19 protein-coding genes are annotated in these 22,093 nt (G+C 64.3%); 7 read left to right on the forward strand and 12 right to left on the reverse strand.

Annotated elements, in window-relative coordinates:
* Position 1: 1 nt before the first annotated feature.
* The 5 genes from mdcE to mdcA are packed head-to-tail and all read right to left on the reverse strand — an operon-like array spanning position 2 to position 4,531.
* Complete coding sequence (mdcE, locus tag ABRP30_RS14335; protein WP_267816339.1) at positions 2 to 793, reverse strand: biotin-independent malonate decarboxylase subunit gamma; 792 nt, start codon at positions 791 to 793, stop codon at positions 2 to 4.
* Entirely contained in the window at positions 790 to 1,638 is an 849-nt protein-coding gene (locus tag ABRP30_RS14340) for a biotin-independent malonate decarboxylase subunit beta (protein WP_349975634.1), read from the reverse strand. The genes mdcE and ABRP30_RS14340 overlap by 4 nt, the downstream gene beginning before the upstream one ends.
* Positions 1,631 to 1,930, reverse strand: a complete 300-nt coding sequence (locus ABRP30_RS14345; RefSeq protein WP_012314731.1) for a malonate decarboxylase subunit delta — start codon at positions 1,928 to 1,930, stop codon at positions 1,631 to 1,633. Before ABRP30_RS14345 ends, ABRP30_RS14340 begins: the two co-directional genes overlap by 8 nt.
* A 1-nt stretch (position 1,931) precedes the next feature.
* Positions 1,932 to 2,870 carry a triphosphoribosyl-dephospho-CoA synthase gene (locus ABRP30_RS14350; protein WP_349975635.1) on the reverse strand — a complete coding sequence of 313 codons (939 nt, stop codon included), beginning with the start codon at positions 2,868 to 2,870 and terminating at the stop codon, positions 1,932 to 1,934.
* Positions 2,870 to 4,531: a malonate decarboxylase subunit alpha gene (gene mdcA, locus ABRP30_RS14355; protein ID WP_267816349.1), complete on the reverse strand. Its 1,662-nt coding sequence runs from the start codon at positions 4,529 to 4,531 to the stop codon at positions 2,870 to 2,872. The genes ABRP30_RS14350 and mdcA overlap by 1 nt, the downstream gene beginning before the upstream one ends.
* 282 nt (positions 4,532 to 4,813) lie before the next feature.
* Between mdcA and ABRP30_RS14360 the strand changes: the two genes are divergently transcribed.
* The gene (locus tag ABRP30_RS14360) at positions 4,814 to 5,884 is read left to right on the forward strand and encodes an enoyl-CoA hydratase/isomerase family protein (RefSeq protein WP_267816351.1); all 1,071 of its coding nucleotides are present in this window, start codon (positions 4,814 to 4,816) and stop codon (positions 5,882 to 5,884) included.
* Between the two features lie 16 nt (positions 5,885 to 5,900).
* Positions 5,901 to 7,052, forward strand: coding sequence for an acyl-CoA dehydrogenase family protein (locus tag ABRP30_RS14365; protein ID WP_267816353.1), 1,152 nt, complete (start codon positions 5,901 to 5,903; stop codon positions 7,050 to 7,052).
* Between the two features lie 94 nt (positions 7,053 to 7,146).
* On the opposite strand, the gene ABRP30_RS14370 is transcribed toward ABRP30_RS14365, so the two are convergent.
* Positions 7,147 to 8,103: an AraC family transcriptional regulator gene (locus ABRP30_RS14370; protein WP_349975636.1), complete on the reverse strand. Its 957-nt coding sequence runs from the start codon at positions 8,101 to 8,103 to the stop codon at positions 7,147 to 7,149.
* A 310-nt stretch (positions 8,104 to 8,413) separates the two neighbouring features.
* On the opposite strand from ABRP30_RS14370, the gene ABRP30_RS14375 reads away from it, so the two are divergent.
* Positions 8,414 to 9,298: an alpha/beta hydrolase gene (locus ABRP30_RS14375; protein ID WP_349975637.1), complete on the forward strand. Its 885-nt coding sequence runs from the start codon at positions 8,414 to 8,416 to the stop codon at positions 9,296 to 9,298.
* 6 nt (positions 9,299 to 9,304) lie between these two features.
* On the opposite strand, the gene ABRP30_RS14380 is transcribed toward ABRP30_RS14375, so the two are convergent.
* Together ABRP30_RS14380 and hisN are read right to left on the reverse strand one after the other, a co-directional pair.
* Complete coding sequence (locus ABRP30_RS14380) at positions 9,305 to 10,036, reverse strand: hypothetical protein (protein WP_267823982.1); 732 nt, start codon at positions 10,034 to 10,036, stop codon at positions 9,305 to 9,307.
* 171 nt (positions 10,037 to 10,207) lie between these two features.
* The gene (gene hisN / locus ABRP30_RS14385) at positions 10,208 to 10,999 is read right to left on the reverse strand and encodes a histidinol-phosphatase (RefSeq protein WP_349975638.1); all 792 of its coding nucleotides are present in this window, start codon (positions 10,997 to 10,999) and stop codon (positions 10,208 to 10,210) included.
* A 158-nt stretch (positions 11,000 to 11,157) separates the two neighbouring features.
* Between hisN and ABRP30_RS14390 the strand changes: the two genes are divergently transcribed.
* Together ABRP30_RS14390 and ABRP30_RS14395 are read left to right on the forward strand one after the other, a co-directional pair.
* Positions 11,158 to 12,048 carry a universal stress protein gene (locus tag ABRP30_RS14390; RefSeq protein ID WP_349975639.1) on the forward strand — a complete coding sequence of 297 codons (891 nt, stop codon included), beginning with the start codon at positions 11,158 to 11,160 and terminating at the stop codon, positions 12,046 to 12,048.
* Positions 12,049 to 12,249: 201 nt separating this feature from the next.
* Complete coding sequence (locus ABRP30_RS14395) at positions 12,250 to 14,385, forward strand: TonB-dependent siderophore receptor (protein WP_349975640.1); 2,136 nt, start codon at positions 12,250 to 12,252, stop codon at positions 14,383 to 14,385.
* Positions 14,386 to 14,417: 32 nt separating this feature from the next.
* Here the strand turns inward: ABRP30_RS14395 and ABRP30_RS14400 are convergent, their stop codons facing one another.
* Together ABRP30_RS14400 and ABRP30_RS14405 are read right to left on the reverse strand one after the other, a co-directional pair.
* Complete coding sequence (locus ABRP30_RS14400; RefSeq protein WP_372490310.1) at positions 14,418 to 14,939, reverse strand: acyloxyacyl hydrolase; 522 nt, start codon at positions 14,937 to 14,939, stop codon at positions 14,418 to 14,420.
* Positions 14,940 to 15,111: 172 nt separating this feature from the next.
* A complete protein-coding gene (locus tag ABRP30_RS14405) occupies positions 15,112 to 15,978 on the reverse strand; it encodes a LysR family transcriptional regulator (RefSeq protein ID WP_267823986.1) in 867 nt (288 codons plus the stop codon).
* A 105-nt stretch (positions 15,979 to 16,083) separates the two neighbouring features.
* On the opposite strand from ABRP30_RS14405, the gene ABRP30_RS14410 reads away from it, so the two are divergent.
* Positions 16,084 to 17,469: an aldehyde dehydrogenase family protein gene (locus tag ABRP30_RS14410; protein ID WP_349975641.1), complete on the forward strand. Its 1,386-nt coding sequence runs from the start codon at positions 16,084 to 16,086 to the stop codon at positions 17,467 to 17,469.
* 185 nt (positions 17,470 to 17,654) lie between these two features.
* On the opposite strand, the gene ABRP30_RS14415 is transcribed toward ABRP30_RS14410, so the two are convergent.
* Together ABRP30_RS14415 and ABRP30_RS14420 are read right to left on the reverse strand one after the other, a co-directional pair.
* Positions 17,655 to 19,568, reverse strand: a complete 1,914-nt coding sequence (locus ABRP30_RS14415; RefSeq protein WP_349975642.1) for an AAA family ATPase — start codon at positions 19,566 to 19,568, stop codon at positions 17,655 to 17,657.
* Between the two features lie 59 nt (positions 19,569 to 19,627).
* Positions 19,628 to 20,536: a helix-turn-helix domain-containing protein gene (locus ABRP30_RS14420; RefSeq protein WP_267816367.1), complete on the reverse strand. Its 909-nt coding sequence runs from the start codon at positions 20,534 to 20,536 to the stop codon at positions 19,628 to 19,630.
* A gap of 150 nt (positions 20,537 to 20,686) precedes the next feature.
* Here ABRP30_RS14420 and ABRP30_RS14425 point away from each other — a divergent pair, with 150 nt between their 5' ends.
* Positions 20,687 to 22,045 (forward strand): glutamine synthetase family protein, encoded by a 1,359-nt coding sequence (locus ABRP30_RS14425; protein ID WP_267816368.1) that lies wholly within the window; start codon positions 20,687 to 20,689, stop codon positions 22,043 to 22,045.
* The last annotated feature ends 48 nt before the right edge of the window (positions 22,046 to 22,093 follow it).

The following is a 22,093-nucleotide window of genomic DNA, read 5'->3' on the forward strand; positions in this document are numbered from 1 at the left end:
CTCAGGCCTCCTGCCACTGGCTGCGCAAGCGTGCACGCACTTCGCGCGAAGCGCTGCGGTGCTCGCCGGCCAAACGTGACGTCAGGTCGGTGCTGTTGCCGATATCGCGCAGCGCTTCGGCCAGGCAGGCACGCACCTGGGCCAGATCGCTTGCGCTCGGGGTATCCGCGTTATCGACGCGCAGGCGCCGCCATAAAAGGCCCAGCGAGGCATAGCTGGCCAGGTCGTAGGCCATCGGCGGAATCTCGGCGGCCAAGGCCTCCAGTTCGTCGACGCTGCGCAAGGTGATCCGCGCCGCCGCCGCTTTGCCCATGGCATGCACCATCACCCCGCTGTCATCCAGTGCAATCAGCCGCTGGGCCTGGTAGCCATGGGCCAGAAACGCGCCAGACATGGCCTTGCCCACCAGCAGGCCGATGACCGGGTGGCCCGCCAGGCGTGCCTGAGCATAGGCCTGCACCGCAGCGGCCAGCGCCTGGTGGATGCCCAGGGCTTCCTCGCGGCGGCCGTAGGCCTGGCTGGGCACATCGATGACCGCGACGATGGCGCGCTTCTCGCCATCGCGGTCCAGTTCGATCGCCTCGCTCACCGCCTTGGCCAGGGCCCAGCCTTCGAGCAGGCCGACCTCACCGTTGCGCGCCCGGGGGAACGGGTTGTGCGCATCCGGCACCACGGCGATGAAGCGCGCCGGGCGGTTGTCCAGTTCGCCGTCGATGACCCGCAGCGAAGCGGGATAACCCGACAGTGCTTCGCCGCCGGCCAAGCCTGGCAGCCAGTTCAGGGCACGGTTCATGGGGCATCTCCTTGATAAAGGGCGCGTACGGCAGCGGCATCCAGTTGCGGGCAGGCGTTGCCCAGGCTTGCGAGCCGTTCGAGGTACCAGGCATGACGACCTGCGCGGTCGGCACTGGGGGCGTCGAGCAACTGCAGCAGTTGCTGGCGAACGCTGTCGACGTCATCGGCCACATAAGCATCCACCAGGCCACTGGCGTAGCGCTGCTCGCCACCGGTCAGGCTCCAGATGAAGGGACGGTCCTTGGCGTCGTACTCGGCGATGCCGGCTTCCTGCTCGATCACCTGCGGGCCGTTGAGGCCCAGGCGCGCCTCTCGGGTCACCAGCAGGTGGCTACACAGCCCCGCAGCGATGGACATGCCGCCAAAACAGCCCACCGAGCCTGCGACCAGGCCCACCACCGGCTGATAGCGGCGCAGCTCGACGATGGCTGCCTGGATCTCGGCAATCGCCGCCAGGCCAAGGTTGGCCTCCTGCAGGCGCACCCCGCCGGTTTCCAGCAGCAGCACGGCGCAAGTCGGGATACCGTTGCGGTTGTCTTCGATGGCCAGCTCCAAGGCACCGGCAATCTTGGCCCCGCCCACTTCGCCCATGCTGCCCCCCTGGAAGGCGCCTTCGATGGCGGCGATGACCGAGTTGCGGCCACCCAGCAAGCCCTTGGCGATGACCACGCCATCGTCGGCCTGGGGCACGATGCCCTGGCGCGGCAACCACGGCGACATCAGCCGCTCGAACGGGCCGAGCAGCTCGCGAAAACTGCCCGGGTCGAGCAAGGTGCGGGCACGCTGGCGCGCCCCCAGTTCGACGAAGCTGCGGCTTTGCAGCATGCGTTCGGTGTCAGTCATGGGCGATCTCCTCGAAACCTTGCTCAAGGCGCAGGCGTACCACCCCAGGCGTGGCGCCAAAGTCATGGATGTCGATGTTTACCGCCGGCCATGTACGCCCTTGGAACAGGCGCTGGAACAGTTGCTCCCAGCGGGCGCCGCTGCCGTTGACCGAGGTCACCACCTGAATGTTCAGGCTGCCGGCGGTGCCGGGTTCCATCAGGACTTCCAGGTCGCCCGAGCTGACGCAACCCACCAGGGTGCGGCCACGGCCAGGCTCGGCGGCAGGGAATTGAAAGGTCAGGGTTTCCATGTCACAGGCTCCCGGCTTTGTCGAGAAACAGGCAGGCAGCCAGCAGGTCGGCGGCACCGCCCGGTGAGGCGTTCAGTTGCAGCAGTTGGGTGTCCAGCAGGCGCAAGAGGCGGCGGCCGTCGAGGGTGGCACTGCCACCGGCTGCGAGCACACGGCGGGCGCCCTGCTGCAGCGTTTGCAGGCCCTGCGGGCCGGCGCGCCAGAGCACGCAGGTATCACTCAGCGCGGCCATGATCGCCAGCAAGGCATCGAGGCGTGCGTGGTTTTCGCTGGCACCGTTGGCGCGGCTGCGGCGCAGTTGCGGCAGGCCGTGGCCGATGATGGCAGGAAAGCCCTGCTGCGCCTGTTCGCGGGCACCGCCGGCGCCGTAACGGCGGCGTACCTGGGTGCCGTGGCTGTCGTGGGTGGCGGCGGCTGGGTCCTCGATCAGAGCGATGCGCCCGGCACGGGCTGCGACGGTACTCGCGTCGGCCGTAGCATCCAGGGCCTGGGCGGCCACCAGCAGGCCCAGGGCCCAGATCGCGCCACGGTGTGTGTTGACGCCGCAGGTGGTGGCCAGCATCGCGGCCTCCCCTTCACGGCCGATACGGCCCAGCTCGATGCGCAGCGCCGGGCCAACCTCGCCATGGGCCTGGGCGGCGCCGGCCATTTGCCGCAAGCAAGGCCAAAGGGCAAGCGCCGAGGCATGCATCATGGCCAGCGTCATGTCGCTGTGCACGCCGCTGCTGCGCCGGTCCACCAGGCCAGGCTTGGGTGACAGGTCGGCCTCGTCGATCAGCGCTTCGACCGCCAGGTCGGCCAGGTGGTCGGCAAGGGGAATTGCGCTATCAGCGGCCGGCGTGATCGCTGGCAAGCCGGCTGCCAAAGGGATCGGGCAGTGTTCAAGCGGGCGCGCGGCCCGGTGAAACGGAGCATACGGTTGCAGATCGAATAGTTGCATCACCAGCTCCTGAACCGTGCAGGTGGGTTGTACAGGCCACCGGACCACTCCACCAGGTCGGCGATGCTGCGTGCCGCGAGCAGTTCGCGGCTGGCATCGGTGCGGCGGATGCCGAGGTCTTCGGGCAAGGCGACCAGGCCTTGCTGGCGCAGACGTAAGGTGTCCTTGGGGTCGTGGCGCAAGCCAATGGCGGTGACCCCGGCCACGGCGGCAATCATCTGCTGGCGCTCTTGCAGGCTGCGCGCCTTGTACAGGTAGGCGATACCCTCTTCGGTCAGCAGGTGGGTGACGTCATCGCCGTAGATCATCACCGGTGCCAGCGGCATGCCGGCCTTCTTCGCCACGTCCACGGCGTCGAGGGTTTCGACGAAGGTCGGTTTGCCGCCTTCCTGGTAGGTTTCGACCATCTGCACCACCAGTTTGCGGCCGCGTTCGAGCAAGGTGTCGGGCACCGTCATGTCGAGCCAGGCCGCAGTGGCGTGGCGCCGGCCGCGGGGGTCGTGGCCCATGTTCGGCGCGCCGCCGAAGCCGGCCAGGCGGCCCCGGGTGACGGTCGAGGAATGGCCATCACCATCGACCTGCAAGGTGGCGCCGATGAACAGGTCGACCGCGTACTGCCCCGCCAGCTGGCACATCATGCGGTTGGAGCGCAGCGAGCCATCGCGGCCGGTGAAAAACACGTCCGGGCGTTGCGCGATGTAGTCCTCCATCCCCAGTTCAGTGCCAAAGCAATGCACGCTTTCGACCCAGCCGGTCTCGATGGCTGGGATCAGCGTGGGGTGCGGGTTGAGCGTCCAGTTGCGGCAGATCTTGCCTTTGAGGCCCAGCGACTCGCCGTAGGTCGGCAAGATCAGCTCGATGGCGGCCGTGTTGAAACCAATGCCGTGGTTGAGCGACTGCACCTTGTGCTTTTCGTAGATGCCACGGATGGCCATCATCGCCATCAGCACGTGCACCGGTTTTATGTGCCGCGGGTCGCGGGTGAACAGTGGCTCGATGTAGAACGGCTGGTCGGCGACCACCACGAAGTCTACCCAGGAGGCCGGAATGTCCACGCGTGGCAGGTCGTCGACGCGCTCGACCAGCTGGTTGACCTGGGCGATCACCAGGCCATCGCTGAAGGCTGCCGGCTCAACCAGGGCCGGGGTGTCCTCGGTACTGGGGCCGGTGTACAGGTTGCCGTCTCGGTCGGCCATGAACCCGGCGACCAGCGTGACATTGGGGATCAGGTCGACCAGCAGGCGCGAGTACAACTCGATGTAGGTATGAATGGCGCCGACTTCGAGCAGGCCGTCTTCGAGCAGTTGGCCGATGCGCAGGCTCTGGGGCCCTGCGAACGAAAAGTCGAGCTTGCGTGCGATGCCCCGTTCGAACAGGTCCAGGTGCTCGGCACGGCTGACGCTGGGCATGATCATGTGCAGGTCGTGCAGTTGCTCGGGGTTGGCCTTGGCCAGCGAACGGGAGAGGAAGTCGGCTTGCTTCTGGTTGTTGCCTTCGAGGACCACCCGGTCCCCTGGGGCGATCAACAGCTCCAGTGCCTCGACGATTCGCTCGGTCGGCAGCACCACACCGTCGGCCAGGTGACGGACCCGCTCCAGGCGGCGCTGCTTCTCGGCGCGCCGCCTGGACCACTGCGGCGGTGGATTCTTCGTTATGGTCATGGGTGACTCCACGGTTCGCTGTCGTAGAGGCACAGTAGGACTGGGCGGTTGAGCGATCAATCAAGCTGGTGGCGTTATCGTTACGCTCAGGGTAATGATTGCACTTGGCTTGCCTGCGGTGCACTAGCCTGAAAGACTCAACGCCGGAGCCCTGGCAAAAACGCACGCCTCACCTGCAGATATATCCATTGTGCAGGGCAATTTTGCATGACAGGATCCATCGATCCTCCAGCGCACTCCAGACTTCACTTGGAAAATCAATAACAAAGCAGGGAGAACGCGATGACCGCGCACGCTCATACCTCGGCAACGGCCCATGTTCTGGCCGAGGTCCGCAACCAGATTGGCCACCTCACCCTCAACCGCCCCAGTGGCCTCAATGCCCTGACCCTCGACATGGTGCGCAGCCTGCGCCAGCACTTGGACCGCTGGGCCGATGACCCGCACGTGCAAGCCGTGGTGCTGCGCGGCGAAGGCCCCAAAGGCTTTTGCGCCGGCGGCGACATCCGCTCGCTGCATGACAGCTACAAGGCCGGCGACACGCTGCACGAAGACTTCTTCGTCGAGGAATACGCCCTGGACCTGGTGATACACCGCTACCGCAAACCGGTACTGGTGCTGATGGACGGCTTCACCCTCGGTGGCGGCATGGGCCTGGCACAGGGCTGCGACCTGCGTATCGTCACCGAGCGCAGCCGGCTGGGCATGCCCGAGGTCGGCATCGGCTATTTCCCGGACGTTGGCGGCAGCTACTTCCTCTCACGCATCCCGGGCGAGCTGGGCACCTATCTGGGCGTCAGTGGCGCGCAGATCCAGGCGGCCGACGCGCTGTATTGCGGGCTGGCCGACTGGTACCTGCCAAGCGAAAAACTCGCTGAACTCGATGATGGCCTCGACCGCCTGGACCTCGGCGCCCATCCGCTCAAGGCCCTGCAGGGGCTGCTGGCCAGGCTGGGCAAGCAGGTGCTGGACGACGCACCACTGGAAAGCCTGCGCCCGGTCATCGACCACTACTTCGCTCAGCCTGATGTGGCAGCGATCATCGAGCAATTGCGGGCAGTCAGCATCGGCGACAGCCACCAATGGGCACTGGCCACTGCCGACCAGCTGGAAAGCCGCTCGCCACTGGCCATGGCGGTTACCCTGGAGATGCTGCGCCGCGGCCGTCACCTGCCGCTGGAAGCCTGCTTCGCCATGGAGCTGCACCTGGACCGCCAATGGTTCCGCCACGGCGACATCATCGAAGGCGTGCGCGCCCTGATCATCGACAAGGACAAACAACCACGCTGGAACCCGCCGACCCTGGCGGGGCTGCAACGCCAGCGCGTCGACCAATTCTTCGAAGGCCTGTGAGCCGGGGAGTACTCAGATGCAAGACGTAGAACTGAGCGAAGAGCAGATCATGATCCGCGACATGGCCCGGGACTTCGCCCGCGGCGAAATCGCCCCGCATGCCCAGGCCTGGGAAAAGGCCGGCTGGATCGATGACGGCGTGGTGCGCAAGATGGGTGAACTGGGGCTCCTGGGCATGGTGGTGCCGGAAGACTTCGGGGGCAGCTACACCGACTACGTCGCCTATGCTCTGGCCGTGGAGGAAATTTCCGCAGGCTGCGGCGCCACCGGGGCGATGATGAGCATCCACAATTCGGTGGGCTGCGGCCCGCTGCTGGCCTACGGCACCCCCGAGCAGCAGCAAGCCTGGCTGCCGCGCCTGGCCAGCGGTGAAGTGATCGGCTGCTTCTGCCTGACCGAGCCGCAGGCCGGCTCTGAAGCGCACAACCTGCGCACCCGCGCCGAATTGATCGACGGCCAATGGGTGATCAATGGCGCCAAGCAGTTCGTCAGCAACGCCCGCCGCGCGGGCCTGGCCATCGTCTTCGCCGTGACTGATCCAGCGCTTGGCAAGAAAGGCCTTTCGGCATTCCTGGTGCCCACCGACAACCCGGGGTTCAAGGTCGACCGCAGCGAGCACAAGATGGGTATCCGCGCCTCCGACACCTGCGCCGTCACCTTCGACCATTGCCGCATCCCCGCCGCCAACCTGTTGGGTGAGCGTGGCAAGGGCCTGGCCATTGCCTTGTCCAACCTTGAAGGCGGGCGTATCGGCATCGCGGCCCAGGCCTTGGGTATCGCCCGCGCCGCGTTCGAGGCGGCGCTGGCCTATTCCCGCGACCGGGTGCAGTTCGGCAAGCCGATCAACGAGCACCAGAGCATCGCCAACCTGCTGGCCGACATGCAGGTGCAGGTCAATGCCGCACGCTTGCTGATCCTGCATGCCGCACGCCTGCGCAGCGCGGGCAAACCCTGCCTGTCGGAGGCGTCGCAGGCCAAGCTGTTCGCATCGGAGATGGCAGAGCGGGTGTGTTCGATGGCGATCCAGGTGCATGGCGGCTATGGCTACCTGGAAGACTACCCCGTCGAGCGCTATTACCGTGACGCGCGCATCACGCAGATCTATGAAGGGTCGAGCGAAATCCAGCGGATGTTGATTGCCAGGGAGTTGAAGCACTATCCGTTGTGATGGTTCTCACCGGCCCCCAAGGTCAAGCCCTGCCCGCCAGGTTGGCAGGGCTTTATTCGAAGTGACTGGCTTGCCAGCGATTGCCCCCGTCAACTCAGCGCCGTTGCTTGAAGGTCTGCGAAGGCAGCTGCCCAAAACGCTCACGGTAGGTGTCGGCAAACCGCCCCAGGTGCAGGAAGCCGTAATCCATCGCCAGTTCCGTCACACTGCGCACCGCGCAACTGCTATCGCTCAGGCACGCATGCACCCGCTCCAGCTTGCGTTGCCGTACGTACTGTTTGGGCGTGGTGCCCAGGTGGCGATCGAACAACGCATAAAGTGAGCGCACGCTCATGCAGGCCTGTTCGGCCAGGGTCTCGGCTGCCAGCTCCAGTTTGAGGTTGCGCTCGATGTAGTCGAGGATCCGCTCCAGGCTGGCCCCCGGCGTGCCCAGGCTTTCCCGGCGGATGTTGGTGCTCATCAGCGTCAACAGCTTGCTGGCGACGATCTGGCTGTAGTGGCCCTGCACCCGCGGCAGCGCATCACTCACCTCGGCCTCATGGCAGACCATGGCCAGCAGGTTGACGAAACCGTCCAGCTCTTCGAGCCGGTAGTGGTTGCGCAAAAAACGCACCCCGCCCTCAGGCCGCTGCCAGCGCTGCTCCTCGCAGATCGAGTCGAGCATGTGCGTCGGTACCTTGAGGATGAACTTCTCGCAGTCTTCGGAATAGGTAAGGTCCACCGGGTCGTCGGGGTTGATCAGCAGCAGTTCGCCTGGCACCAGGTGATGTTCGCGCTGTGGCCCGCGCCACAGGCAGTTGCCATGGAGCAGCACCTGCAGGTGATAAATGGTTTCCAGGGCCGGTGACGTGACCCGCACGCTGCCCCCGTAGCTGATACGGCACAGGTCGAGTTCGGCGAACTTGCGGTGGCTGAGGCTGGCCTGCGGGTGGGTGCTGCGCGACAGGCCGATGCAGTGCTGGCCGACGTGGCGGTTGACGTAATCGGACACCGCATAGGGGTCGGCGTGATGGAACACGCTACTGCGCTCGCTCAGCAGGCGGCTTTCCATAGGCAAGGCACTCGGTATCGTTATTGTTCTGGGCGCCGCGTCCTACTGGCCCGGGGCCTGTGGTTGCGGTCAACGGTCATTCTACCGGGCCGGGGTCGGGTTTCAGGGGGCAGCTGACCGCCGGTGGCTAGCTGACACACTAAGCAAATGGGCGCAGCTGAGCAATGCGATGTTCGGATTGGGTGGGCGGCTATCGGATAGGCGAAAGCAGCGTTTGGGCGGTTATCGCACGAAATAGTTTGCAACCAACCTGCACGTCCACCCGGTAACTTTTCCGACATCCGAACCTGGGTATCTGTTACAAAACCGCATGCCCACTACCTTATTCACCCACCTGCGCCGTCGCTGGCTCACCTGGCTGTGCGCCACCTTCCTGGTTGTCGGCCTGCCAGCCGGCTGCGCCGTTCTGCAGCACAAGGAACGTGAACTGGTGTTCCGCATCGAGCCAGGCCAGGCCAGCTGGTTCCGTGGCCTGCCCAGTGGCGTGCAGGAACTGGACCTGCGCCCGCGCAGCTTCGCCGCCAACCAGAGCCTGCACGCCTGGTGGTGGCCGGCCCGCCGCGCCGATGCGCCGGCCATCCTCTACCTGCACGGCGTACGCTGGAACCTCACCGGCCAGCTGTTTCGCATCGAACAGCTGCATGCCATGGGGTATTCGGTGCTGGCCGTGGATTACCGAGGTTTCGGCCAAAGCCGCGGCGGCCTGCCGTCCGAGGCGACCGTCTATGAAGACGCACGCATTGCCTGGGAGCGTTTTGCCCAGCTGCAGCCGGATGCGGGCAAACGCCTGATCTTTGGCCATTCGCTGGGCGGCGCGGTAGCGGTGGAGCTGGCTGCCGACCTGACGCGCCAGGCGCAGAAAGAAGGCGGTGCAGTGCCCGCACGGGGGCTGATCTTGGAGTCGACCTTCACGTCATTGGGCGATGTCGCCGCTGCCGTGGCCGATACCACCCTGCCGGTGCGTTGGCTGCTGTCGCAGAAATTCGATTCGCTGGACAAGATCAAGGACGTTGGCCTGCCGCTGCTGCTGGTGCACGGCCTGGACGACCGTTTCGTGCCGCCGCGTTTCAGCCAGCAGTTGTTCGAGGCAGCGCAGCAGCCCAAGACCTTGTTGCTGGTACCGGGGGCCAGCCACAACAACAGCATGAGCCGCGCCGGCCAGCGCTATCGGAATGCGATTCAGGCGTTGCTGTGACGGCGTTCACTGCACCGGCAGGAAGTTCATCAGCAACAGGCTTTGCGCGTAGTTGAGCCCGATCCGCCGGTAGCGCTCATCCAACAGTTGCGCCAGCAAATCCAGGCGCGCCACGATCTTGCCAAACTCCACCGCGAAACTCAGGTTGCTGCCCTCCTCCGAGATCTCGTTGGAAAACAACAGCAATACCCCATTGGCATCCTGGCGCTGGCTGAGCATCCAGGTAGCCTTTTCGATGTTGCGGGCGGCGTTGTTGACGAACAAAGGGTCGATGGTGTCCGTCATGTAGAACTCGGTTCGCCCGCCGTGCGCGGTAATCAGCATGCTGCCGATGGCGTAGATGAACGCCCCGACACGATCGCCGCGAAACTCCGGGCTAAGCGCGTAACTCAAGGCAGCGAGGTCACGACGGTTGCCTAACTGCGCCAAGGGTTGCCGCTGTTCGATGGCGATGCGGATCTGCCGTTCTGCAGTGGTGGCATCGAGGTAACCGGACATTTTCCACTGGCTGGGGTTGCGCAGGTACAGCTTGTTCATCAGCAGGAACAGGCTTTGCAGGTTGTCGCGCATGGCCAGCGTCGCCATGCGGTCGACACTGGTCTGGAACAGCTCGCTGGGTTTGCCATTGCCAAACTGGCTGACGATGTCCTGGCCTTGCTGCTGGGTGCAGGCGCCCAGGCAGGCCAGCGCGCCTGCCAGCAGCAGGCGTGGGAAGAATACGGGTTTGCTTGCAACCATCGGCACCGGGTCGAAATCGGCGGCCGCGCCGGGGATCGGCGCGGCCTGGCCAAGCATAGAGCCCGTAAAGCGGAAAAAGTGCGATGGTGCGGTGACCGAACGTCAGTGCGCCTGCTCGCCCGTTTGCTCACGCCTGCCTTGCGGCTGGCCATGAACCCTTGCCAGCAAGGCTCACATGGCGTGGCGCAGCATCTGCACCATGTGGGCGTGCAGTACCGGGTCACCACAGGCCACCACACAGCCGCCGTGCTGCGCCGAACTGCCATCCCACGCGGTGATCACCCCGCCCGCCCCTTCGATGATCGGCATCAGCGCCTGCACGTCATACGGTTGCAGGCTCGCTTCGACGATCACATCGACAAACCCCGAGGCCAGCATGCAGTAGGCGTAGCAATCGCCGCCGTAGCGCATCAGCCGCGCCTGGTCAGCCACGGCTTGGAACGCAGCCTTGCGCGCCGGCGTGTCGAACATGTCTGGCGTTGTGCACATCAAGGTTGCCGCGGCAAGGTCTGTGCAGGTGCGGGTCTTCAATGGCGTGCCGCTACGCCACGCGCCATCAGCGGTGCCGACGAAACGCTCCCCGGTGAAAGGTTGGTTCATCACCCCCAGCACCGGGCGGCTGCCATCGTTCAGGGCGATCAGCGTCCCCCACAATGGCAGGCCGGTGATGAAGGCGCGGGTGCCATCGATGGGGTCGAGCACCCAGGTCAAGGGGCTGCTGCCGATTGCCACACCCTGCTCTTCGCCAAGAATGCCGTGTTCCGGGTAACGCGCCTGGATCAGCGCACGCATGGCATCTTCGGCCGCCTTGTCGGCCACCGTCACCGGGTCGTACAGGCGCCCACCCTTGTCCTCGACGTCCAGGCTGGCACGGAAATACGGCTGGATCGCGGCGGCAGCGGCATCGGCTAACTGCTCGGCGAAGGCGCGGAATTCGCCGGTCTGTTCAGCACTCAGGGACATGGCACGGGCCTCGTGAAAATGATGGGGTGGCATCATACCCGACAAACACTGTGCCGGTAGACGCCTGGGCATTCGCGGGCAAGCCCGCTCCCGCCTAGACTGAACAGACCAGATCGACAGGCATGAACCGGGGGGCTGCCCACACGTGGAGGTGTGCGATGAGCCAGTTCAACCGTTTGTTAGTGATGCTCGGCCCGCAGATGCGTTATACGCCCGCGCTGCAGCGCGCGGCGGCATTGGCTGAATCCAGTGATGCCCTGCTGGATATCAATGTCTTCGTCGACGATGTCGACACCTTTGGCCTGATGAGCGACGGCCGTGAACGCGAGGGACTGCTTGCCGACAACCGCCAATGGCTGGCCGACGCCACCGAGCAATTGCGCGATGCCGGCTTGGATGTGTCCACCGAGCTGCTGCTCACCCGCGACCCTTTGGGCAGCGTGATCGAGCGCATCGAGCAGTTGGGCTGTGACCTGCTGATCAAGGATGTACAGCACGAACCGGTGCTCAAGCGCCTGCTGGTCACACCGCTGGACTGGCAACTGCTCAAGGACAGCCCGGTGGCCGTGCACCTGGTCAGCGACATTCGCCTGCCACTGCCCCGGCAAATCGCCGTCGCCGTCGACCTCAACAGCCACGGTGCCGGCGAACACCTGGACGAGCAGGTGATCCACTGCGCCCACGCCCTGGCGCTGCAGTGCAACGCCGAGATGCACCTGCTGCATGTGTGCGATGCGGCCAGAACCCACCTCGCCGACTTCGGCGCCGGCACGGTGACCATGCCTGGCTTCGAGGGCAACGTGCGCACCGCGCAACGGGCAGCGTTCAATCGCCTTGGCGATCATCACCAGATCCCGCTGGAACGCCGGCACTTTCTGGAAGGCGCGGCGATTCGGGCGATTGCCCAGTTCGTCAGCCACAGCCGGGTCGATGTGATCGTGATGGGCAACCACCGGCATGACGCCCTGCAGCCGTTCCTGGGCGGGACCACGGCGCATGTGCTGGAGCATCCGCTGTGCAATGTGCTGGCGGTCAAAGGCGTGCGTTGACGCATCGGCTGAGATTTTTGCGGTGGTCCGATCGAGCGCGGGCTGCGCTGCGCTCGATCTGACAGCGGAAATCGATTGAACGAGCGGCACGCAACTGGCACTCCCGCTCCACTTAAAAACAATGCATTTGATAATGATTCGTAGTACCTTTGCGCCGCTTAATTACTCTTCCCCGCGCCCTAGTTCAGGATCGTACCGTCGATGCGTCGCACGTTCGTTTCGCTTTGTGTACTACATGCTGTCTCCCCGTTCGCGTTCGCCGAGCCCGAATCACTCGGTGACCCCGCCCAGATCGAACTTCAGGCCCTGAACATCAGCGGTATCGCCGACAGTGAACGCGCCGATGGGCCGGTAGACGGCTACAAAGCCAATCGTTCGGCCAGCGCCACGCGTACAGACACCGTGCTGCACGAAGTACCGCAGTCGATCAGCGTCGTGCCCAAGGGCGTACTCGAAGACACCGGCGCCACGCGGCTGCAGGACGGCCTGGACTACGCCGGCGGCGTGGGTCGCGCCAACAACTTTGGCGGCCAGGGCCTGACCACGTTCACGGTACGCGGTTTCACCACGGGCGAGTTCTACCGCAATGGCTTCCCGATCAACCGTGGCTACCCGAATGCCCCCGATGCCAACAGTGTCGAGCGGCTGGAAGTGATCCGCGGCCCGGCCACCAGCCTGTATGGCCGTGGCGATCCAGGCGGGACCTTCAACGTGGTCAGCAAGCAGCCACTGGCCGAGCCCAAGGTGACCCTGGGCAGCCAGCTCGACGATCAAGGCATGCACCGGGCAACGCTCGATGCCACTGGGCCGCTCAACGCAGATGGCTCGCTCGCCTACCGCCTGAACGTGCTGGGCGAAGGGGGTGACAGCTTCCGCGATGATGTCGAAAGTGAACGCTACGACATTGCGCCCGTGCTCAGCTGGCAGGTCAACGACGCCACGAAGATCGTCTTCGAGGGCGACTTCATGCGCAACAATCACCCGCTCGACCGCGGCCTCACCCGCCTGCCCGGCCAGCGCGGCAGCGCCTCGCGTGACACCAATATCTGGGAAAAAGGCAGCGACAACCTGCTGCACAACGACAACAACATGGCGCAGTTGCGCTTCGAGCACGCGCTCAGCGATGACTGGACCTTGGGCGGCGGCATGCAGTGGCTGGATGGCTCACTCAAGGGCAACGCCGTGGAGGCCAATGCGTTGCAGGCCGATGGCCGCACCCTTGGGCGCAACTTCAACTACCGCAAGCTCGAATGGACCGACCGTGACTACCAGCTCAACCTGACCGGCCACTTCGACACGGGTGGTTTTGCCCACACCCTGCTGACCGGTATCGAATACGAAGATTACGACTACAGCTCGATCATTCAACGCTCGGCCGCCGGTGCCGGCGCCTATCCGATCGATATCTTCGACCCGGTGCTGGGCCAGCCCCGCCCTGCCCTGACCCGCACGACTACCCACGACAAGGAAAACCTCAAGACTTGGGCGGCCTTCATTCAGGACCAGGTCGCCCTGACCGAGCGCCTGAAAGCCCTCGCCGGGGTGCGTTTCGAGCGCTACGAGCATGATTACGACAACAAGCTGAACAACGCTGGCGACTTCAGCAAGGGTGAAAACGGCGTTACCCCCCGTTTCGGCCTGCTGTATGACCTCACCGACACGCTTGCCGTTTACGCCAACACCGCGCGCTCGTTCAAGCCCAACAGTGGCGCCAGCCTGCAAGGCAGTGGTTTCGACCCTGAGAAAGGCAAGTCGTATGAGCTGGGTATGAAGTGGGAAGCGCCGGATCGCCCGCTAAGCATCGACGCGGCCGTCTACCACATCGTCAAGGAAAACGTGCTGACCCGCGACCCCAACGACCCGTCCGGCACCTACAGCATCGCCGCCGGTGAGGTGCGCAGCCGCGGGCTGGACATCAACATTGCCGGCAACCTCACTCCTGAGTGGCGTGTGATCGGTGGCTATGCCTACGTCGACGCCGAGGTGACCCAGGACAACACCGTACCCAGCGGTACGCGCCTGGCGAACATTCCGCGCAACAGCTTCAGCCTGCTGAACACCTACGAGTTTCAGGACGGCCTGGCCAAGGGCCTGGGGCTGGGGGTCGGGGTGAAGTACATCGATGAGCGTGCCGGGCAGACCGCCGCCACGACCTACACCATGGCGAGCTACAGCGTGGTGGACCTGCACAGCTTCTACAAGGTCAACGAGCATGTGCGGCTGAACCTGGATGTGAACAACGTGTTCAACAAAGGCTACGACGAGGGGGCGTTCAACACTTACGTGTACCCAGGTGCACCGCGTACGGTGCAAGCCGGGGTATCGTACACCTTCTGAAATGGCCGGGGCCGCTGGCGCGGCCCGCAGTCTCAGAACGCCGTGCTGTAGAACAGCGAGTAGGATTCGATGCCGTCGTTGGGCTGTTTGATACCGGCGTTGGAGTAGTGAATGGCACGGATGCCGACTTTCTGCTCGCCCGGCAGCTTCAGGCCGAAGCCGATGCGGTCCTCGAAGTTGACCGAGGAACCCAGGCGTTGATCACCGACATCAGTCTTGGAAAATGCTGCCAGACCGATACCTGCCTCGACATACGGGGTGTAGGTGAAGCCACTGAATTCGTAGGTGAACACCGGGCTGAACGACAGCGAGTGGGCACCGCTGGCCTCACCACCTTCCCAGTAGGTGTAGGCCGCGTCCCAGTAACCGGACACGAAGCCGGTGCTGCTTTGCAGCCATTTCTTGTCCCAGTCGAAGGCCAGGCCGATACGGTAGGTCATGTCGCCCTGGCTGGTGGCGCCCACGGCGCCGGACACCTGCGCGGCCTGGGCCAGATTGGCCCCGGAAAAAGCCAATGCGGCGGCCGCCAGCATAGTGGCGAAACGGGTTTTCATCGATGACATCTCCTGATGGTCAACACGGGCAAGCGGGGGCTTCTCGCCCCTCGATTTTTACGGTGACCGGTGCATCCAACCGGTCACACGAGGTAATACTTTTCTGATTATCGTCCAAGTAATCAGGAAGTTGGAAGTAAATTGCCACTAATGGCTAATATGCAGCGCCGTCTCAGCCAGCGTGCCGCTCCTCGAGCAGCTTGACGAACATGCTCAAGCTGCGCGAGACGGTACCACGGCGCCACACCAGCCAAGTCTTGAGGTAGCGGAAATCCTCCGACATCGGCCAGGCGCAGACCGTGCTGCAACCCGGCATGTTGTCGAGCATGCTGCGCGGCAACATGGCCAGGCCGGCACCGGCGCTGACGCAGGCGAGCATGCCGTGGTAGGACTCCATCTCGTGGATCTTGCCCGGTACCGCCTGGTCCTGGACGAACCAGTTCTCGAAATGATGGCGGTACGAGCAGTTGGCACGGAAGGCATAGATACTCGCACCGTTGACATCCTGCGCTCGGGTTACCGGCGCGTGGTTGAGGGGCGAGATGATCACCATCTCTTCCTCGAATACCGGCATGCCTTCAAGCGTGGGGTGCAGCAACGGGCCATCGACGAATGCGGCCACCAGGCGCCCGGACAGCACGCCTTCAAGCATGGTCCCCGACGGCCCGGTGGAGAGGTCCAGATCGACTTTCGGGTAGCGCTGGTTATAGGCGGCCAGCAATGCCGGTATGCGCACCGCTGCGGTGCTCTCCAGCGAGCCCAGGGCGAAGGTGCCTTGCGGGTCTTCGCCCGCCACCGTCAACCGAGCCTCATGCACCAGGTCGAGGATGCGCCGGGTGTACTCGAGGAAGTTCCAGCCAGCCGGCGACAGGCGCAGCCGGCTTTTTTCCCGGATGAACAGCTCGACACCCAGGTCTTCCTCCAGCTGCTTGATACGCGTGGTCAGGTTGGACGGCACCCGATGAATGTGCTGGGCGGCGGCGCTGATGCTGCCCTGCTCGGCCACGGCCTTGAAGATCTCCAGTTGCACCAGGTCCACAGTCATTCTCCAAACGTGAATGTTTCGCTCATTATTATTCAGTTTTCATTAAAGCCCTAGCCCACTAGTCTGGCTTCACCCATGAACAACAATGAGTGTCCAGCCATGAGCGAGATCAGCAGCCTGACCCACGCCATCTCCATCGACCCGCACAGCGGCGAGCAGATCGGCAACTACCCTTTCGACACCGACGCCGCACTGGAAGCGGCGCTGCAACGTGCCAAGGCTGGTTACCGCCAGTGGCGCCAAGTGTCGCTGGGTCAGCGCAGCGAGTACCTGCTTGCCCTGGCCGACACCCTCGAGGCCAAAGCCGAAACCTTCGCACAGATGATCAGCCGCGAAATCGGCAAGCCGATCAGCCAGTCCCGGGGTGAAGTGAGCAAGTGCGTCGGCCTGTGCCGGTGGTATGCCGAGCACGGCCCGGCGATGCTTGCGGCCGAGCCGACCCAGGTGGAAAAGGCGCGTATCGAATACCGTCCGCTGGGCCCGATCCTGGCGGTGATGCCGTGGAACTTCCCGATCTGGCAGGTGCTGCGTGGCGCCGTACCGGCGATCCTGGCCGGCAACACCTATGTGCTCAAGCATGCGCCGAACGTCATGGGCAGTGCCTACCTGCTGGGCGAGCTGTTCAAAGATGCAGGCTTGCCCGAAGGCGTGTTCGAGGTGCTCAACGTGACCCCGGCCGGTGTCACCCGCGCCATCAACGACCCGCGCATCGCTGCCGTGACGTTGACCGGCAGCGTGCGTGCCGGCATGGCCATCGGCGCCCAGGCCGGTGCTGCGCTGAAGAAGTGCGTGCTCGAGCTCGGTGGCTCAGACCCGTTCATTGTGCTGGCCGACGCTGACCTGGACGCTGCGGTTAAAGCCGCCGTGGTCGGCCGTTACCAGAACACCGGGCAGGTGTGCGCCGCAGCCAAGCGCCTGATCGTGGAAGAGCGCATCGTCGAGGCATTCACCCGCAAGTTCGTCGAGGCAACGCGCCAGTTGAAGGTCGGTAACCCGCTGGAAGATGACACCTACATCGGCCCGATGGCACGCTACGACCTGCGCGACGAGCTCGATGAACAGGTCCAGGCGACCCTCGCCGAAGGCGCCACCCTGCTGTTGGGCGGCAACAAGCTCGAAGGGGTGGGCAACTTCTATGCTCCGACCGTGTTCGCCGACGTCACCCCGGCCATGACCGCGTTCAAGCAGGAGCTGTTCGGCCCGGTGGCCGCGATCATCACTGCCCGCGATGCCGAACATGCAGTGGAGCTGGCCAACGACAGCGAATTCGGCCTGGCATCGACCATCTACACCGCAGACTATGCCCTGGCCGAGCGCATGACGGCAGCGCTGGACACCGGTGGGGTGTTCATCAATGGTTACTGCGCTTCTGACCCCCGCGTGGCTTTCGGTGGGGTGAAGAAGAGTGGTTTCGGCCGTGAGCTGTCGCATTTCGGCGTGCGCGAGTTCACCAACGCCCAAACCGTGTGGCTGGACCGCAACTGATGTGCTGAACCGGGGCTGCTCTGCAGCCCAATCGCCGGCAAGCCGGCTCCCACTGGAGGCCGCGTAGTTCTTCAGGCCTGCGCTTTACCTGTGGAAGCAACGGTCTTACCCATTTCTAAAACTCGGCGCAATCCAGGTGGGAGCCGGCTTGCCGGCGATTGGGCTGCGCAGCGGCCCCGGCCTACTCAATCGCGGACCTGGTCCTTGACCCAGTCCAGCATCCCCCCCGGCACGATCAGCTCATGCCGCGCCCGCGAACACGCGGTGTACAGCCCCGCCAGCATGCGGGCCCGCTCGTTGCGATTACCGGCCGTTACCGGCGCAACCATCAGCTCCGGCGAGACCATCACCCGGGCGAACTCCATGTTCTTCACATCGCGCACGCGGCCAAGGAACAGCTTGGGCGCTTTGTCCCAGCGGTAGCGGCTCTTGGCCTTGGCGAAGTGCTCCGGGGTGTAACCCTTGCGCAGCATGTTGGCCACGGCAACGAACGCCTTGTCCTCACCCTTGTCTTGCTCAAGGGCCTGCCAGCTCGGGTACCGAAACAGCATCGGGTGACGCGGCCGCGTGCCGTAGCGGTACAACTCGATGCAATCCTCGACGAACAGCTCGAAATCCTTGCGTGCGCTTTGCAGCAGCACGAATGGCACGCCCTGATGGGTAAGGCGCTGGAACCAACCGAACAACCCCCACTCGTCATCGACGATCAACGCCGTGGGCTGCGCCGGCACCGTCACCGTGTCGAAGAAACTGACCCGCGTGTAATGCTCGGCACTGCCGCTGAAGGCTGCCTGGATGGCCGCCGGGTGGGCCTGGATCAACGGGTTGAGCACGCTGTCCATGGCAGGCCCTGCGCGCAAGGAATGGTCGATGTAACGCTGGCGGATGAAGCCGCCATGGTGCGGGCTCAGGCCATTGAGGTTCTGCAGCTCATCGCCCAGGGCAATGACCGACTGCGGGCTGCGATCCAGCACGGCGACCATGGGTGCAGACAACTCGTGGGCTTCATCGACGATCACATGGGTATAGCGGCTGTCGATCTGTTCGGCCGTCAGCGACAACAGTTTGACCCGATGATAATCACGCACCGGCAATTGGATCTCGCGCGACGATGGGCGAATCAGTTCCTGCCAGTACAGCCTGGCCTTTTCCAGCAGCACTTCCTGATCCAACGGCGAGGTTCCCGGGCCCGCCCAGGGCAGGTGATGCAGCTGCATCTGGCTATCGCCGCTACGGCAAAAGCTGCGCACGGCCTTGATGCAAAGGGCGACCACGTCCCGGGCGGCCAAGGGGCCGATATCAGGGATGGCCAGCCATTTCACCACCTGCGCCTCCTGCGGGCGCCAGGACAACTTGGTCCGGTAAGGATCACGCAGGCGCCAACCGTTGCTGGTGAGGTCGCGGTTGAGAATCTCATCGGCCAGTTGGCCAAAGGTCATCGCCGTGTACGCCTCAGCGTCCTTGACCCGTGCCCGCAATGCCCTGAGCTGGCCCTCGGTGAGCGCCAGCAGCAACGTGCGTTGCGGGTCGAGCAGGCGCGCGAACTGGTGAATCAGGAAGGTTTTGCCAGTCCCGGCAAAGCCCTGCACCGCCACCGACTCGTCCACCCCGGACAAAAACTCGCGCAGCAGGCGGTTCTGCTGATCGCTGAGCATGAGGTCGCTGGCCAACGACGGCAGGTACACCGGGTGCAACGGCGTGACCCGTTGCCGGTAGCTGTCAGCGAACTGGAAGTTCCACTGGCCTTCGTCGTCCTGAAAATCGTCTGCAGCGTAGTCGACCTCGGGCGATACCAGCGCGACGCCGTTCTCACCCAGCATGCCAAGGCCCATGGCAAACGCTTCGCGGTCGAAATGCTGCGCTACCTGCCCCTGAAAACGGCCCGGTGCTGCCGCTTCGACCTCATTGGCGATGCGCACGATTTCAGCGAAGCGGCGTTCCTGTGCGTCCGCTGAAAGGCTGGCAGGCTGGCGCGGCAGGTTCTGCACGAACAGCACGGCGGCCGCCTGCAGCAGGCTGGCGCCAGGGAAAAAGTCGGTGGCAGGGGGCGCGCTGGCGAGGCGCTCGGCCTGATCGCTGGGCAAAGGCAGGTAGAACATCGGGACCTCGGGTGGAAACTGGCGGGCACGATAGCAACTTTGGCGAAGCAATGCTGGGTTTAACCGCGAACAGGCCGGCCCCGCTTGAGCGTCTCGCTGGGCAACTCCCGGAACAACTGCCGATAGCTTTCGGAAAAGCGCCCCAAATGCCAGAACGACCAGCGCATGGCCACCTCGGCCACCGTCACCCCGCCCCCGCGCAACAGGTCACGCCGAGCCCCGTTGAGCCGGCGAAGCCGCAGCCAATGGGCCGGCGGCATACCGGTAAAGGCCTTGAATGCCTGCTGCAACTGGCGCAGGGAAACGCCGGCAACGTCCGCCAACTCCACCAGGTTGAGGGTTTCTTCCGGGCAGTCGGCCGCCCACTCGCTGACCCGCTGCATGATCGCCCGCTCCTCTCCCCGCCGCCCCAGCGCCCCGCCCTGCAGCCGCTGGCAGGCGTTGTCCAGGATGAACAGGCAGTCTTCGAGCAACTGCTCGGCCAACGCTTGCCCCGCCAGCGGGCAATCCGCTTCCCCCAGCCGGGTCAGGGTAGCGCTGAGCCAACTGCCGAACAGCGCATTCTGGCCGCTGCCCAGCGGCACCATGAACAAGCCGTCAAGGCGCTGCGGGTCGAGGCCGTGGCTGGCCAGGAAGGCCTGGTCGAAGACCACCGCGACTTCCTGGTAGTTCTCCGGTGTGATCCAGATATTCCGGCTCTGTTCGTTGAGCAGGTACAGGCTGTTTTCGCTGCGGTCGAAGCAGAACGCCAGCGCGCCGCTGGGGGCACGGAAAAACTGCTCGACCCGCGTGTTCAGGCGCTCTTCGTACACCTGCACGCCATCCAGGCCCAGGCAACGCAGCTGGCCGCTGAAGTTGCCGGGCGACATCTGCCGGTACTGCTGCTGCCAACCGGGGGTGGCGCGCACCTGCTCGGTGACATCGGTGGTGTGGAAGGCCTGAACCTGCAAGGCATTGGGCGTTGTCACGCTGCGTCCTAATTGCACTCTTTTGGTGCATTCATTGCCGAAGAAAGTGGATAGATTGCCCATGGGGGCTGCGCCCAAGATAGCCCTCAGCACGGCATGTGGGAAGGCTCCTGCACACCAGTGCCACAAAAACCCAACCAAGAGGTCTGTATGAACGCCCCCTTCGATCAGCTTTCCACCTGGCTGAAAGAACACCGGATCACCGAAGTCGAATGCGTGATCAGCGACCTGACCGGCATCGCCCGCGGCAAGATCGCGCCGACCGCCAAGTTTCTCCATGAGCGTGGCATGCGCCTGCCCGAGAGCGTGCTGCTGCAGACCGTCACCGGCGACTACGTAGACGATGACATCTACTACAGCCTGCTCGATGCCGCTGACATCGACATGGTCTGCCGCCCTGACCCGACTGCGGTGTACCAGATTCCCTGGGCCATCGAACCGACCGCCATCGTGATCCACGACACCTTCGACAAACAGGGCAACCCGATCGAACTGTCGCCGCGCAACGTGCTGAAGAAAGTACTCGAGCTCTATGCCGACAAGGGCTGGCGGCCGATCGTCGCTCCGGAGATGGAGTTCTACCTGACCAAGCGTTGCGAAGACCCGGACTTGCCACTGCAAGTGCCACTGGGCCGCTCCGGCCGCGCCGAAAGCGGGCGCCAGTCGTTCTCCATCGACGCCGCCAACGAATTCGACCCACTGTTCGAAGACGTCTATGACTGGTGCGAGCTGCAAGGCCTGGACCTGGACACGTTGATCCACGAAGACGGCCCGGCGCAGATGGAGATCAATTTCCGCCATGGCGATGCGCTGGACCTGGCCGACCAGATCACCGTGTTCAAACGCACCATGCGCGAGGCAGCGCTCAAGCACAACGTTACGGCCACCTTCATGGCCAAGCCGATCACCGATGAACCGGGCAGTGCCATGCACCTGCACCAGAGCGTGGTCGATATCGCCAGCGGCAAACCGGTGTTCGCCAATGACGATGGCAGCATGAGCGAGCTGTTCCTGCACCATATCGGCGGCCTGCAGAAGTACATCCCCAAGCTGCTGCCGATGTTTGCGCCGAACGTCAACTCGTTCCGCCGCTTCCTGCCGGACACCTCGGCGCCGGTCAACGTCGAATGGGGCGAGGAAAACCGCACCGCTGGCCTGCGCGTGCCGACCTCCAGCCCGGACGCCATGCGCGTGGAAAACCGCCTGCCGGGCGCCGACGCCAACCCCTACCTGGCGATCGCCGCGAGCCTGCTCTGCGGCTACCTGGGCATGGTCGAAAAGGTCGAGCCCAGTGCGCCAGTACAGGGCCGCGCCTACGAGCGGCGCAACCTGCGCCTGCCGATCACCATCGAGGACGCGCTGCAGCACATGGAGGACTGCCAGACCGTACAGCGCTACCTGGGCAAGCAGTTCGTCCAGGGCTACGTGGCGGTCAAACGTGCCGAGCATGAAAACTTCAAACGTGTGATCAGTTCGTGGGAGCGTGAATTCCTGCTGCTCAGCGTCTGATCTTCGGGGCTGCTGTGCAGCCCCTACCACCCAACGCAAAGAACAAGA

Source organism: Pseudomonas sp. WHRI 8519 (genome assembly GCF_040224055.2).
Lineage (GTDB): Bacteria > Pseudomonadota > Gammaproteobacteria > Pseudomonadales > Pseudomonadaceae > Aquipseudomonas > Aquipseudomonas putida_X.

What these genes read in the sequence shown, in the direction of transcription:
- ABRP30_RS14360 (WP_267816351.1), top strand. Translation starts at nt 4,814, where the DNA reads ATGACCGCGCACGCTCATACCTCGGCAACGGCCCATGTTCTGGCCGAG.
- ABRP30_RS14395 (WP_349975640.1), top strand. Translation starts at nt 12,250, where the DNA reads ATGCGTCGCACGTTCGTTTCGCTTTGTGTACTACATGCTGTCTCCCCG.
- ABRP30_RS14380 (WP_267823982.1), bottom strand. Translation starts at nt 10,036, where the DNA reads ATGGTTGCAAGCAAACCCGTATTCTTCCCACGCCTGCTGCTGGCAGGC.
- ABRP30_RS14340 (WP_349975634.1), bottom strand. Translation starts at nt 1,638, where the DNA reads ATGACTGACACCGAACGCATGCTGCAAAGCCGCAGCTTCGTCGAACTG.
- ABRP30_RS14410 (WP_349975641.1), top strand. Translation starts at nt 16,084, where the DNA reads ATGAGCGAGATCAGCAGCCTGACCCACGCCATCTCCATCGACCCGCAC.
- ABRP30_RS14370 (WP_349975636.1), bottom strand. Translation starts at nt 8,103, where the DNA reads ATGGAAAGCCGCCTGCTGAGCGAGCGCAGTAGCGTGTTCCATCACGCC.
- ABRP30_RS14400 (WP_372490310.1), bottom strand. Translation starts at nt 14,939, where the DNA reads ATGAAAACCCGTTTCGCCACTATGCTGGCGGCCGCCGCATTGGCTTTT.
- hisN (WP_349975638.1), bottom strand. Translation starts at nt 10,999, where the DNA reads ATGTCCCTGAGTGCTGAACAGACCGGCGAATTCCGCGCCTTCGCCGAG.
- mdcE (WP_267816339.1), bottom strand. Translation starts at nt 793, where the DNA reads ATGAACCGTGCCCTGAACTGGCTGCCAGGCTTGGCCGGCGGCGAAGCA.
- ABRP30_RS14365 (WP_267816353.1), top strand. Translation starts at nt 5,901, where the DNA reads ATGCAAGACGTAGAACTGAGCGAAGAGCAGATCATGATCCGCGACATG.
- ABRP30_RS14415 (WP_349975642.1), bottom strand. Translation starts at nt 19,568, where the DNA reads ATGTTCTACCTGCCTTTGCCCAGCGATCAGGCCGAGCGCCTCGCCAGC.
- ABRP30_RS14375 (WP_349975637.1), top strand. Translation starts at nt 8,414, where the DNA reads ATGCCCACTACCTTATTCACCCACCTGCGCCGTCGCTGGCTCACCTGG.
- mdcA (WP_267816349.1), bottom strand. Translation starts at nt 4,531, where the DNA reads ATGACCATAACGAAGAATCCACCGCCGCAGTGGTCCAGGCGGCGCGCC.
- ABRP30_RS14345 (WP_012314731.1), bottom strand. Translation starts at nt 1,930, where the DNA reads ATGGAAACCCTGACCTTTCAATTCCCTGCCGCCGAGCCTGGCCGTGGC.
- ABRP30_RS14350 (WP_349975635.1), bottom strand. Translation starts at nt 2,870, where the DNA reads ATGCAACTATTCGATCTGCAACCGTATGCTCCGTTTCACCGGGCCGCG.
- ABRP30_RS14425 (WP_267816368.1), top strand. Translation starts at nt 20,687, where the DNA reads ATGAACGCCCCCTTCGATCAGCTTTCCACCTGGCTGAAAGAACACCGG.
- ABRP30_RS14390 (WP_349975639.1), top strand. Translation starts at nt 11,158, where the DNA reads ATGAGCCAGTTCAACCGTTTGTTAGTGATGCTCGGCCCGCAGATGCGT.